The organism is Opitutia bacterium (genome assembly GCA_016217545.1).
Taxonomy (GTDB): Bacteria; Verrucomicrobiota; Verrucomicrobiia; order Opitutales; family Opitutaceae; genus Didemnitutus.
Window position 1 is genome coordinate 122,202 of record JACRHT010000004.1, and the last position, 13,194, is coordinate 135,395.

Annotated in this window: 10 protein-coding genes; 7 read left to right on the forward strand and 3 right to left on the reverse strand. The window is 66.0% G+C overall.

The window, feature by feature from the left end; genetic code table 11:
- Positions 1-27: 27 nt before the first annotated feature.
- Both HZA32_04290 and HZA32_04295 read right to left on the reverse strand, forming a co-directional pair.
- Positions 28-1,290, reverse strand: coding sequence for an FAD-dependent oxidoreductase (locus tag HZA32_04290; GenBank protein ID MBI5423279.1), 1,263 nt, complete (start codon positions 1,288-1,290; stop codon positions 28-30).
- Entirely contained in the window at positions 1,287-2,228 is a 942-nt protein-coding gene (locus HZA32_04295) for a proline racemase family protein (GenBank protein ID MBI5423280.1), read from the reverse strand. Before HZA32_04295 ends, HZA32_04290 begins: the two co-directional genes overlap by 4 nt.
- Positions 2,229-2,341: 113 nt before the next feature.
- On the opposite strand from HZA32_04295, the gene gatC reads away from it, so the two are divergent.
- From gatC to HZA32_04325, 6 genes are all read left to right on the forward strand, one after another.
- On the forward strand, positions 2,342-2,632 hold the full coding sequence (gatC, locus tag HZA32_04300) for an Asp-tRNA(Asn)/Glu-tRNA(Gln) amidotransferase subunit GatC (GenBank protein ID MBI5423281.1): 291 nt from the start codon (positions 2,342-2,344) through the stop codon (positions 2,630-2,632).
- Between the two features lie 5 nt (positions 2,633-2,637).
- The gene (gene gatA / locus HZA32_04305; GenBank protein ID MBI5423282.1) at positions 2,638-4,095 is read left to right on the forward strand and encodes an Asp-tRNA(Asn)/Glu-tRNA(Gln) amidotransferase subunit GatA; all 1,458 of its coding nucleotides are present in this window, start codon (positions 2,638-2,640) and stop codon (positions 4,093-4,095) included.
- A 122-nt stretch (positions 4,096-4,217) separates the two neighbouring features.
- The gene (gatB, locus tag HZA32_04310) at positions 4,218-5,663 is read left to right on the forward strand and encodes an Asp-tRNA(Asn)/Glu-tRNA(Gln) amidotransferase subunit GatB (GenBank protein ID MBI5423283.1); all 1,446 of its coding nucleotides are present in this window, start codon (positions 4,218-4,220) and stop codon (positions 5,661-5,663) included.
- A 255-nt stretch (positions 5,664-5,918) separates the two neighbouring features.
- Positions 5,919-7,106, forward strand: a complete 1,188-nt coding sequence (locus tag HZA32_04315; GenBank protein MBI5423284.1) for a hypothetical protein — start codon at positions 5,919-5,921, stop codon at positions 7,104-7,106.
- Between the two features lie 38 nt (positions 7,107-7,144).
- Complete coding sequence (locus tag HZA32_04320) at positions 7,145-7,561, forward strand: hypothetical protein (protein MBI5423285.1); 417 nt, start codon at positions 7,145-7,147, stop codon at positions 7,559-7,561.
- A 12-nt stretch (positions 7,562-7,573) separates the two neighbouring features.
- Positions 7,574-9,118 carry an MCP four helix bundle domain-containing protein gene (locus HZA32_04325; protein ID MBI5423286.1) on the forward strand — a complete coding sequence of 515 codons (1,545 nt, stop codon included), beginning with the start codon at positions 7,574-7,576 and terminating at the stop codon, positions 9,116-9,118.
- 53 nt (positions 9,119-9,171) lie between these two features.
- Here the strand turns inward: HZA32_04325 and HZA32_04330 are convergent, their stop codons facing one another.
- Positions 9,172-11,160, reverse strand: a complete 1,989-nt coding sequence (locus HZA32_04330; protein MBI5423287.1) for an immunoglobulin domain-containing protein — start codon at positions 11,158-11,160, stop codon at positions 9,172-9,174.
- Positions 11,161-12,086: 926 nt separating this feature from the next.
- Between HZA32_04330 and HZA32_04335 the strand changes: the two genes are divergently transcribed.
- Positions 12,087-13,193, forward strand: a complete 1,107-nt coding sequence (locus tag HZA32_04335; GenBank protein MBI5423288.1) for a hypothetical protein — start codon at positions 12,087-12,089, stop codon at positions 13,191-13,193.
- Position 13,194 lies beyond the last annotated feature (1 nt).

Sequence of the window (13,194 nt, forward strand, 5' to 3'; positions counted from 1 at the left end):
CGGCCCGCGGGGACGCGGGCCCTCCCGTCAGCCAAATCGATCCGGACTCGTCAGCGAGAGATCGACGCTCGGCTTCTTGCCGGAGAGCAACTCCGTCACGGCGTAACCGGTGATCGGCGCGAGCGTGACGCCCAGCATCGCGTGGCCGCACGCCGCGACGAGATTGGTCTGCTTCGCAAAGCGCCCGATGTAGGGCATGCCGTCGGGCGACACGGGGCGGTAACCAAACCATGGCTGGATGCCGTCGAAATCCGCCGCGCTCATCTCCGGGAAATACACCTGCGCCGCCGCCTTGATCTGCTCGATGCGCTCGGGGCGCACGCGGTCGACGTGGCCCGCGATTTCCATCGTGCCACCGAAGCGCAGCGTCTCGCCCATCGGCGTCACGGCGACGCGCCGCTCGGAGAGGATCATCGGCTTCTTCAACTTGAAACGCGGCTTCTCGATCGTGAGCGAGTAGCCCTTGCCCGCCTGCATCGGCAGCCGCAGGTCGAGGCCGCGGATGGTTTCCGGCGCCCACGAGCCGGTCGCGAGCACGTATTCGTCCGCCGTGAGTTCGCCGGCACTGGTCGAGACTCCCGTGACGCGGCCGCCCCCGCTGCGCCAGCCGTAGACGTTGGTGTTCCAATGGAATTTCACGCCCTGTTGCTTGAGCAAGGCGACGAGCGCGGGGATGAACTTCCGGGGCGATATGTGAGCATCGATCGGGAAATAGACCGCGCCGGCGATGTCCATGCGCGCTCCGGGCTCGAGCTGCGCCACCTGCTGCGGCGTGAGGATCTTCGCCTCGACGCCGACAGAGTTGGCGAGCGCCGCGAGGCCCTTCTCGTAAGCGGCGAGTTTCTCGGGCGTCTTGCAGAGATTGAACAGGCCCTGCGCCTCGAACTCGAAACTGTTGCCCGTCTGCGCCGCGAGTTCGACGAAGAGTTTCCGACTCTCCAGGCAATGTTGCGCGAGCACCGGCGCGGCGCGGCGGCGGTGCTCTTCCGTGCAGTTCCTCGCGAACAGCCAGCCCCAGCGCATCAACTCCGGATCAAGGCGCGGCTTGATGTAGAACGGACTGCGCGAACTCGTCATCCACTTCAGCCCCTGCCACACCATGCCGGGCGCCGAGATCGGCTCCACGTGGCTCGGCGACACATAGCCAGCGCTGCCCTGCGCGCACGAGTCGGCGCCCTCCGGGCTGCGTTCGATCACCGTGACGGCGAAACCGGCCTTGGCGAGGTAGTGCGCGGTGCAGAGGCCGACAATGCCGCCGCCGCAAACGATGACGCTGCGCGATGTGCTCATGTTGGACGAATACCCCAGCGAAACGGGTCCGCCGGGTCGAGCAGCAACACGCCTTCGCCGCACACATGCGCCGTGCCCGTGATCGTCGGGAGAACCTTGTCCCCATCGCGCCGATAGCGTCCGCGGAACGCACTGCCGACGATGCTCTCCTGCACCCACTCGGCGCCCTCGGCGAGTTTTCCGTCCGCCGCGAGGCAAGCGAGTTTCGCACTCGTGCCCGTGCCGCACGGCGAGCGGTCGTAGGCGCCGCCGGGACAGAGCACGAAATTCCGGCTGTGCACGCCGCGGGTCGGCGACGGCGCGAACAATTCCACGTGATCGACCTCGGGAAACCCCTGCGCATTCACCGCCGCGCGCACGCGGGACGTGTAGTCGGTGAGCGCGGCGACGTTCGCCAGCTCGAGCCGCTGCCCGTGTTCCTCGATGAGGAAAAACCAGTTGCCGCCCCAAGCCACGTCGCCGCGCACGCGACCGATGCCCGGCACGTCCACGACGACGCCCGCGGCCTTGCGGTAGCTCGGGACATTGTCCACCGACACGCTGCCGTCGGCGTGCAACGTCGCTGCCACGACGCCGACCGGCGTGTCGATCCGCACGACGCCCGGCTGCGCGCGCCCGAGGTGCGCCAGCGAAACGACGAGCCCGATCGTGCCGTGCCCGCACATGCCGAGCGGACCGACGTTGTTGAAAAAAATCACGCCCACATCGCAGCCCGGCGCATGCGGCTCGACCAACAGAGCGCCCACGACGACGTCCGATCCGCGCGGCTCGTTGACGATCGCCGAGCGGTAGTGATCGAACTCGCCGCGAAACCGCGCCACGCGCTCCGCCAGCGGGCCGTCGCCCAGATCCGGCCCGCCCTCGAGCACAAGCCGCGTCGGCTCGCCGCCGGTGTGCGAATCGAGGATGCGAATGCGTTGGACGGACGATGCTGCCATGGCCCGGCGCGAAGCTCCCGGAGCGCCCCGCACGGCGCAAGCTCTTCCCTGCGCCCGCATGACAAGTTTGTCGGTTGCCAGCCCGCAAAACGCTCCCGCACTCTCTGCGCCGCATGTCCGCTCCGCAGGACTTCAACGTCGATTACCTCGCCCAACTCGCCCGCCTCGCGCTCACGCCCGAGGAAAAGGCCAAGTTCGCCGCGCAGTTGGGCGATGTGCTTCACCACATCGAGCAGCTCGCCAAGGTGGACGTCACCGGCGTCGAGCCGACGGCGCACGCATTCCCCATTGAAAACGTCTGGGACGCCGACGCGCCGCGCGCGGGCCTGAGCGTCGCCGATGCGCTTCGCAACGCACCCGCGCAGCGCGAGAACATGATCAGCGTGCCGAAAGTCGTGGAGTGAGCGCAATGGCCCCACTGCATTTCCAGACCATCGCTGAGCTGTCGGGTCGCCTCGCGCGCCGCGAGCTTACCGCCGTCGAACTCATTCAGTCGCTCATCGCGCGCACCCGCGCCCTCGAGCCTCGACTGCACGCGTTCAACTCCTTCGACGAGGCCGACGCCCTCGCCCAAGCCACCGCGTCCGACGCCCGCCGCGCCGCCGGCCAAGTCCGCGGTCCGCTCGATGGCATTCCGATCGGTCTCAAGGACGTCATTGCCGTCACCGGCCAGCCGCTCACCGCTTCGAGCAAAATCCTCCAGAATTTCGTTTCACCCTACGACGCCACCGTCACGCGCAAACTCAAGGACGCCGGCGCCGTGCTCTTCGGCCGGCTCAACTGCGACGAGTTCGCCATGGGCTCGTCGAACGAGAACTCCGCCTTCGGCCCCGCCGGGAATCCCTGGGACACCACGCGCGTGCCCGGCGGCTCCTCGGGCGGCAGCGCCGCCGCGCTCGCCGCGGGCGAAGTCATCGCGTCGCTCGGCTCCGACACCGGCGGCTCCATTCGCCAACCCGCCGCACTCTGCGGCCTCGTCGGCCTCAAGCCGACTTACGGCCTCGTCTCGCGCTACGGTCTCGTCGCCTACGCGTCGTCGCTGGACCAAATCGGCCCGTTCGGCCGCACGACCGAGGACATCGCACTCGTGTTGCGCGCCATCGCCGGACACGACCCGCTCGACTCAACTTCGTTCAAAGCCGAAGTGCCCGACTACCGCGCCGCGCTTGCCGGCCCCGCGCCGCGCCGCATCGGCATCCCGAAGGAGTATTTCGGCGAAGGCCTCGATCCCGAGATCGCCGCCGCGGTGGAAGACGCGGTGAAGTTTTACCGCGACCGCGGCTGCGAGGTGAAAGAGGTTTCGCTCCCGCACACGCGCTACTGTCTCGACGCCTACTACGTCATCGCGACGGCCGAAGCGTCGTCGAACCTCGCGCGCTTCGACGGCGTGCGTTACGGCCACCGCTCCAAAGCCGCGACCGATGCCATCGATCTCTACGCGAAGTCGCGCGCCGAGGGCTTCGGCGCCGAAGTGAAGCGCCGCATCATCCTCGGCACCTACGTGCTCTCGAGCGGTTACTACGACGCTTACTACCTGCGCGCGCAGAAAGTCCGCACGCTGATCCGGCAGGATTTTCTCCAAGCGTTCACCGAAGTGGATGCGCTGCTCACGCCGACGTCGCCGGTGCCGGCGTTCAAGATCGGCGAGAAGGCCGACCCGCTCGCGATGTATCTCCTCGATATCTACACCATCGGCGTGAACCTCGCCGGCCTGCCCGCCGCGAGCGTGCCCTGCGGTTTCACGAGCGGCGGCCTGCCCATCGGCCTGCAACTCATCGGCCAACCCTTCAAGGAAGCCGACCTACTCGCCCTCGCCCACACCTACGAGCAGGCCCACGAGTGGACACGGCGCCATCCGGCGCTGTGAAAATCCCAATAGCCAACCGCCAAACTCCAAACCTTTGAAACCACGAAATACACGAACCACACGAAACCTCCGGGCTCACGGTCCCTTTTCGTGTATTTCGTGTGTTTCGTGGTAACTTAAAAATGGATTTCGAAGCAGTCATCGGTCTCGAGGTGCACGTCCAAATCAAGGCGGCCTCCAAGATGTTCACGCGTGTCGCCACTGGCTACGGCGAGCCGCCGAACACGCTCACCGACCCCACCGTCCTCGCGCTGCCGGGCGCGTTGCCCGTGCTGAACAAGGCCGCGCTCGACGCCATCATCAAGACCGGCCTCATGCTCGACTGCGAGATCGCCACCGTCACGCGCTGGGATCGCAAAAATTATTTCTACCCGGATAGCCCCAAAAACTACCAGCTTTCGCAATACGACCAGCCCGTCTGCCGCCACGGCGCCGTCGAGATCGAGCTGCCGGGCGCCTCGCTCGCCGTGATGGGCGAGCACAAGAAGATCGAGCTGACCCGCATCCACCTCGAGGAAGACGTCGGCAAACTCAACCACGAGACCAACGACTCGCTCATCGACTACAACCGCGCCGGCACGCCGCTCATGGAGATCGTCACCGAGCCGGTCATCCGCTCCGCCGACGAGGCCTTCGCGTTCCTCACCTCGCTGCGCCAATCGCTCATCTACGCTGGCATCTCCGATTGCGACATGGAGAAGGGCCAGATGCGTTGCGACGCCAACATCTCCATCCGCCGCGTCGGCGAGACCAAGCTCGGCACGAAGGTCGAGCTGAAGAACCTCAACTCCATTTCCTACGTCCGCGACGGCATCGTCACGGAGATCAAGCGTCAGATCAACGTCGCCACCAGCGGCGGCACGATCGTGCAGGAAACGCGCCTCTACGACGGCGAGACCGGCCGCAGCGCCTCGATGCGTTCGAAGGAAATGGCGCACGACTATCGCTACTTCCCCGACCCCGACCTGATGCCCGTGCGCATCGACGCCGAGTGGAAAACGCGCCTCGCCGCCGAGTTGCCCGAGCGCCCGTTCGCGAAGCAGACGCGTTTCATCGAGCAACTCGGCCTGCCCTACTCCGCCGCGTCCGTGCTCGTCCGCGACCGCGCGCTCGCCGACTTCTTCGAGGCCGCCGTCAAACTCGGCGCGAAGCCCACCGCCGCCGCCAACTGGATCACGAACGACCTGCTACGCGACCTCGCCGCGGCCAACCTCGCCCTCGCCGCGAGCAAAGTCACCGCCGCCCACATCGCCGGCCTCGTCGCACTCGTCGAGCAAGGCGCCGTGTCGAGCAGTCAGGCGAAGGAGATTTTCGCCGACATGTTCCAGACCGGCGACCAGGCCGCTGCCGTCGCCGACCGCAAAGGTCTGCGCCAGTCCTCCGACACCGGCGCGCTCGAAGGCTGGTGCGCCACCGCCATCGCCAACGACGCGAAATCCGCCGACCAAGTCCGCAGCGGAAACGCCAAGGCGATCAACGCGCTGAAGGGCGCCGTGATGAAACTCTCCGCCGGCAAAGCCAACCCGAAGCTCGTGGACGACATCCTGCGGCGACTGCTTGTCGGCTGAGACCAGACTTCGTTCGTGTTTTGATGGAGGCGGGAATCCATCCCGCCGATTGGATACTTTTACCTACAGAAATTTCCCGAGAGGCCGTTTCAGAAAGTGCACCGCAGAGTAAAATCTGCACCAGCCTTCTCGGGCAGGACGTATGGGCCTGCAAGCGGGGCGCACCAAGCGAGCCTTCTCTCCGGAGGGTCGCTACCGGGCGCCTTTCTTTTTGGGAGCGCTGGAAGGTGTCCTGTCACCCTCCATCTGCAAAACATGAACCGCCCCCTCCGCGCCACCAGCATCGTCCTCGCACTGTTCAGTGCAAATCCCCTCACCGCCGCCGTTTCCATCGGCAACAGCAATGTCCAGATCGGCGGCTTCTTCAGCCAAGGTTACCTGAAGAGCTCCAAGAACAATTTTCCCTTCGAGTCCAAAGACGGCACCTGGGACTTCCGCGAGATGGCGGTCAACGTCTCCACGACCGTCGGCTCCCACCTTCGTGTCGGTGCCCAGGGTTTCGCCCAGCGCCTCGGCAACTACGGCGAGGACAAGGTGAAGCTCGACTGGGCTGTCGCCGACTACAACTTCCGCCAGGAAATCGGCGTGCGCGCCGGCCGCATCAAGTATCCCAAGGGTCTCTACGGCGAGGCGCTCGACGTCGACGCGATCCGCCCCTTCATCTTTCTCCCCTCCTCCCTCTACAATCCCGTCCTGCGCGACTTCTCGGCCTCGTTCGACGGCGCCATGATCTACGGCACGATCTCGACCGCCAAAGCCGGCAGCTTCGACTACAAGATCTTCTACGGCGACATCGCGATGAACACCGATCAAGGCGTCGCGGACTTCTTCAACGACAGCGGCTTCTTTGCCGACGGCGTCAAAACGCTCGCGATTGATCACGTCAGCGGCGCCGCCATCGACTGGAGCACGCCCCTCAGCGGCCTGAAGCTCCACTTCTCTTATTCCAAACTCGCCGACGTCGATGGCGTGGGGCCGTTCGCCGCGGCCCCCATGTTTACCGCACTCATTCGGGTCGCGCCCGCCTATACCACCATCGGCGCCGAGTATGCCCACGGCGACTGGACCTTCGCCGCGGAGTGGCAAAATCAAGACGGCGACTCCCTCGTCCAAGCCCTGCCCGTCTACAACTCCGCCGGCAAATACGGCAGCCGCAACTACTACGTCTCCGCGACTCGCCGTTTCGGCGAGAAATGGGAAGCCGGCGCCTATTACTCGAAGAGCCGCGACCTCCACCCCAACCCAAGTGCGACGACCGCCGAGAAACAGCTCGAGGACTACGCCGTGAGCGTTCGCTACAACGTGAACGAGCACGTCATTCTCAAGGTCGAGTTTCACTCGATCGACGGCCGGTTCAACGTGTTCAACACCCCCCGCAACCCGAATCCGACCCTGGCCGACTCCTCGTCGTTCTGGGCGATCAAGAGCACCTTCATTTTCTAAGCGGCATCTCCCGGCCAACTCACCACCCGATTTCCGCCATGAAAACCATTTCCCGCTCTCTCGCGGTGCTCGCCCTGCTCGCGTTCACCCTCTCCGCCCACGCCGCCACCACCGTCATCGGCAACAAGAACCTCGCGGGCGAGAAGATCGACGCCGCCACGCTCAAGGCGGTCTTCCTCGGCAAGAAGGTTGCCTGGGACGGCGCCGGCCGCGTCACCCTCGCCGTGCTCAAGGGCGAGCTCGCCGACGAATTCCTCAAGGCCACCGTCGACATGAACGCCTCCACGTTCACGAACCACTGGCGCCGCCTCTCCATGACCGGCGGCGGCACCGCCCCGAAGTTCTTCGAGAAGGCCGACGAGCTGCGCAAGTTCGTCGCCGATACTCCGGGCGCGATCGGTTTCGTCGGCCCCGCCAGCGTCGATGGCTCCGTCATTCCCATCAACGGCGGTTGAACCGACTCCCTCATGAGCGCCATCCCCCGCATCAATCTCAGACGCGCGTTCACCGGCATCACGATCAGCTACGTCTTCCTGACCGTGCTGATCGTGGGCATCGGCGTTGTCAGCTCGGAGTTCTCGAAGACTGGCACCGCGAAGACCAATGAGTTGAGCCAAAACCTCCTGCCCGCACTGCAGAAAGTCGCCGCGCTGCAGGAGGCCACGCTCAAGTATCACCTCGCCAACCTGGAATTCGTCACCGGTCGCGACGAGGAGACGCAGACGCGCAAGCTCGCCGAAGCGAAGAAACAGCGCGAAGCGGTCGACGCCAACTCACAGGCGCTCACTCAACTCACGACTGACGCCGATACCGGCAAACACGAGGCGGAGTTCGCCTCCGCGCTCGCCGGCTACGATGCCGCAGTCACCCGGCTCCGCGCCGCGCTCAAGGCGAACGAGTTCGACGAAGCCATGAAAATCCTCGACGGCGACGTCGCCCGCGCGAACGGCACCGTCGAAACCGCGCTCAGCCAGCTCCGCAATCACATCTTCGAAATCTCCAACGCCAACGGCGAAGCCACCGCCGGCATCCTTGCCCGCAACCTCAAGCTCACCGTCACGATCTCCTTCGTCGCCGGCGCGCTCGGCCTCATCGGCATCGGCCTGGTTCAATGGCTCGCCCGCCGCATCAGCCGTCCGCTCCACGACGCGATGGGCCAGATGCAGGAGTTCACCGAGCGCACCGCCGATGCCTCCGTGCAGATCTCGACCTCCAGCCAGTCGCTCGCCGACGGCGCCAGCCAGCAGGCCGCGTCGCTCGAAGAAACCTCCGCGTCGCTCGAGGAGATGTCCGGCATGACGCGCCGCAACGCCGAAGCCGCCCAAACCGCCAAGCATGCCGCCACCCAAACCCGCGGCACTGTCGAAGCGGGCGCCGCCGGCATGCAGCGCATGAACACGGCGATGGAAGGCATCAAGTCCGCCTCCGCCGAAATCGCGAAGATCATCAAGACGATCGACGAGATCGCGTTCCAGACCAACATCCTCGCCCTCAACGCCGCGGTGGAAGCCGCGCGCGCCGGCGAGGCCGGCGCCGGCTTCGCCGTCGTCGCCGAGGAAGTCCGCGCGCTCGCCCAACGCTCCGCCAACGCCGCCAAGGAAACCGCCGAGAAGATCGAAGCGGCTCTTTCCAAGAGCGAGGAAGGCGCGCGCACCAGCTCCGAAGTCACCGGCATGTTGACGGAAATCGTCGAACAGGTGCGCAAGATGGACGGCCTCGTCGCCGAGATCGCCACCGCCTCCGCCGAACAATCCGAAGGCATCGCCCAGGTGAACAAGGCCGTCGCCGCGATGGACAAGATCACGCAGTCGAACGCCTCCACCGCCGAGGAAAGCGCCGCCGCCGCCGAGCAACTCTCGTCGCAGTCGCGCGAACTCAAGGTCGTCGTCGAACAGCTGCGCGACCTCATCGGCTCGTCGGCGCAAACGCACGCTCACGGCGCGCCGACTCCGTCCCCCGCGCCGCAAGCGCGCTCGGCGGAGATCAAGCGGCCGGTGCTCGCGGGCCGTTAAGCGACGCCAAGCCGCCATCCTCTCCAGCCCGCCGCGAGGCGGGCTTTTTGCATTCAGCGGGAACGCCTCCGGCCCGCGCCCTGAAACACGCGACCGAACGCCAGCAGCACGAGCAGCAGCACCGACCAAAGCGTCGGCGCGCCGCCACCACCACCGCCGCGCGAGGGCGCTGGCGTGGGCGGCGGCACGTTGACCGTCACCGTCGCCGGCTGGCTGGTCGCGGATCCCTCGTTGTTGGAAACGACGACGGTATAGCTTCCGGCGTCGCTCGCCTGCACGCTCGAGAAGGTCAAGGTGTCGGACGTCGCGCCGGCCAGCGAGAGGCCGCCCTTGAACCACTGGTAGCTCAGCGGCGCGGCGCCGCTCGCGACGACACGCAAAGTCACGAGTTGTCCGGCCGTCGCGATCACGCCCGCCGGTTGCGTCGTGATCGAGATCGTCGCCGGTGTGCTCACGCTCACCGCGCCCTTAGCGCCGGAAAGTCCCGCGATATTGGTCGTGCGCACGCGCACGTGATACGTCGTGCCAGTGCGCGCGGCGAAACTCGCGCTCGTCGCGTTGGCCGGCGCCGTCGCCACGGAGGCATACGTCACTCCGGCGTCGGTCGATGCTTCGACCTGGAAGCCGGTTTCGAAATCGGCGCGGTCCGTCCACGCGACCGCGATCTGCGTCGGCGTGGACACGATCGCTGCCACGTTGTCGGGCGGCGGCGCGGTGAAACCGGCGCGCTGCAGTCCGCGTTGGATGATCGGGCTGCGCAGCAGGCGGCGCCACACCTCCGCGCTGCGGTGGTTCTCGATCATCAGGATGTTCGTGCCGACGCTGATGCCGATGACGTCCGGGTCGAACCACCGGTTCGCGGTGATGTTGAAGGCGTCGCAGTAGCCATAGTCGGACCAGATCGACGCGCCGTAGGTGTCGTAGAGGTGGCGCAGCGCCGGCACGCACGCCTCGGGCGCGAACGGCACCGAGCCCATCAACGCCGTCGGCGCGAGCGTGCCGTCGTCGATCGTCGTCGGTCGGCCGGGCGGCGCGCCGCGACCGTCGTAGCCTGAGTATTTCACGCCGCCGATCGTCGCGTTCGGCCCGTCGCACGCCGTGAGGCCGAACTCGAGCGCACTGTAGTTCGTGAACGGCCGCGCGGCCGCATACGACTGCTGCGCGAGCGTCGCGCGGCGGGAGTTCTCGAAGTAATCGATGCCATCGCCGTGCGTGCGCAGATAGCCATCGGCGATGCCGCGGAAATCGATCCAGCAATGCGAGTATTGGTGCGTGAAGAGCGAGCCGGTGATGCACCAGACGTAACTCTGCCCGGAGTGGATTTTCCACTGATAGGTGGCGGTCCATGCCTCCCACGACGCGGTCGGCAATGGGTTGCTGGCGACGCCGAGGCCGAGGAGATAAAGCGCCATCGCCTCGTTGTAGCCGGACCAGCCGCTCGGGTGGTAGCCGGTCTCCGGTTTCCAATCCATCGCCACGAGATTGTCCGGCCGCAGCACGAAGCCCCAATCGACGCGGTTCACGAGCGTGTCCGCCGCCTGCCGGATCGCGACTTCCGCGGCATCGGCGCCGTCGAAGTAGAGCGCGCAGTCAATCACACCGAGCAGCAACAGCGCGGTGTCGATCGTCGAGAGTTCGCAGTTGCCGGAACGCAGACCGGTATTCGTGTCGAGGAAGTGATAGAACCAGCCGCGATAGCCCGCGACGCCGGTGGGGGATGGGCCTTGCGGAACATTGACGAGAAACTGCAGCGTCGTGCGCACGCGTTCGCGAGCGGCGGCACGCGTGACCCAGCCACGCGACACGGCGACGTTTATACTGCTCAGGCCAAAACCGACCGCGGCGACGCTGCACACATCGAGGTTCGACGCGCGGTCGGGGACGAGCCCCGTCGTCGGATGCTGCGTCGCCCAGAAATAGGCGAAACTCTGCTGCTCCACGTAGCCGAGAAAGTCATCGTCACTCGCGAAGCTCGCGCGACGTCCGGTTTGCGCCGGCAACGTGTAAGCGAGAACCGGTGTGACGGCCGCGCTCAGCAGCACGATAACCGCAATGAGTCCGCGCCACCCCGGAGACCACAGGCCCGGGTCGCCGAAAGCGCGCCGAAATGACAACGTTTGCAACGCCGGCACCGTAGAGCGCCGGCGCCGTCCGGCCAACTCCAAACCCGGAGCGACCGCCGGTTCGCGGACAACACGCTTCACACCTCTTGCATCGACACTGGTGCCGCCCCCATGAAACCCAAACCGCTCTGGCACCCGCTCGCGCTTCGCGCGCCCGAGCGCGCACCGTCCCGCGCGGCAACAGCCGGCCTTTGCCTGTCGCCCGTCCCTCTCCAGTTTTCCGCCGCTGTGCCGATATCAGTCGGTAAGTATCGTGGTGTGCGTTCGCGCACGACCAGTTCGACCGGGCTGAACACATGGGTCAGCAAGGGTGAAGGCGATGCGAGCTTCGCTATTTCGTCCCAAAACCCATCATGAACTCCTGGACCATCTCCAAGCGCATCGTCGCCAACGCGGCGATTTTTACCCTGATCACCCTCGTGATCGCCCTCATCAGCATCGCTTCGCTCCGGTCGAACGCCAACTACGCCGAAGCACGCCTCGTCAACGACGCGATTCCCGGCCTGAACCACGGCGCGGACATCGCGATCTTCGCCTTTCGCGGCCACGTGCGGCTGCTGATGGCTCACGAGAGCAACGAGGCGGCCGCGCGTGAAAAATTCCTCGAGCAAATGCGCGAAGCCACGGCCTCCGTCGGCGAGGCGATGAAAGGCTACGAAGCCTCGATCACGGCCGACGTGGATCGACAGAATTTCCAACAACTGCAGCAACTCCGCCAAAACTACGTCAGCCAACGCGAGTCTTTCATCGCGGCCTTCACGCAGGGCAAGAGCGAGGAAGCCTCCCGCCTGCTCAACGAAAGCGTCGAGCCCGCCTTCGGCGCCTATCGCGACCAAGTCATCAAGATGCTTAAGTGGAATCAGGAAGTTGCGACCACGGTTTCCACCACCATCGCCTCCGACTCGCGCCGCGCCTACACGCAGACGCTCGTTATTTCGGTCGCCGGACTCGCGACCGCCCTCGCCATCGCCGGCTTCATTGTCCGCGGCATCAATCGCACCCTCCAAGGCGTCGCCGGCTCGCTCGGTGAGTCGTCCGATCAGGTCGCCTCCGCCGCCGGCCAGGTTTCCTCCAGCGCGCAATCGCTCGCCAGCGGCGCCAGCCAGCAGGCCGCCAGTCTCGAGGAAACCACCTCCTCGCTCGAGGAGATGGCCTCCATGACCAAGCGCAACGCCGAGGGCGCGAGCACCGCCAAGACCCTCTCCAGCGAGACGCGCACCGCCGCCGAAACCGGCAACTCCAGCGTGGACGAGATGCGCCGCGCGATGGACGCCATCAAGGCTTCCTCCAGCGACATTGCCAAAATCATCAAGACGATCGACGAGATCGCTTTCCAAACCAACATCCTCGCCCTGAACGCCGCCGTCGAAGCCGCCCGCGCCGGCGAAGCCGGTGCCGGTTTCGCCGTGGTCGCCGAGGAAGTCCGCGCGCTCGCCCAGCGCTCCGCCAACTCCGCCAAGGAAACCGCCGAGAAGATCGAAGTCGCCATCCGCAATGGCGAGGAAGGCGCGAAAATCTCCGAGACCGTCGCCCAAGCGCTGTCCGTCATCGTCGAGAAAGCGCGCAGCGTCGATTCGCTCGTCGCCGAGATCGCCACCGCCTCGCTCGAACAGAACCAAGGCATCGACCAGATCACCAAGGCTGCGACGCAGATGGACCAGATCACGCAATCCAACGCCGGCAGCGCCGAGGAATCCGCCGCCGCGGCCGAGGAGCTGAACGCGCAAGCCGCGTCCATGAACGATGCCGTGCAGCAACTGCGGCGTCTCGTCGGCGGAGTCACCGCCGAAACCACGCACCACTCGGCACCTCCGTCGGCCAAGCGCGCCGCTCCCGCCGCCACGAAGCACCATGCGCCCTCGCCGCGCGCCGTGAAACCCGCACTGCAAACGCACAGCGCCGCGAAGGCCGCTGCCGCCAACGTCCACGAAGCCCACTTCATCGATTCCTAAC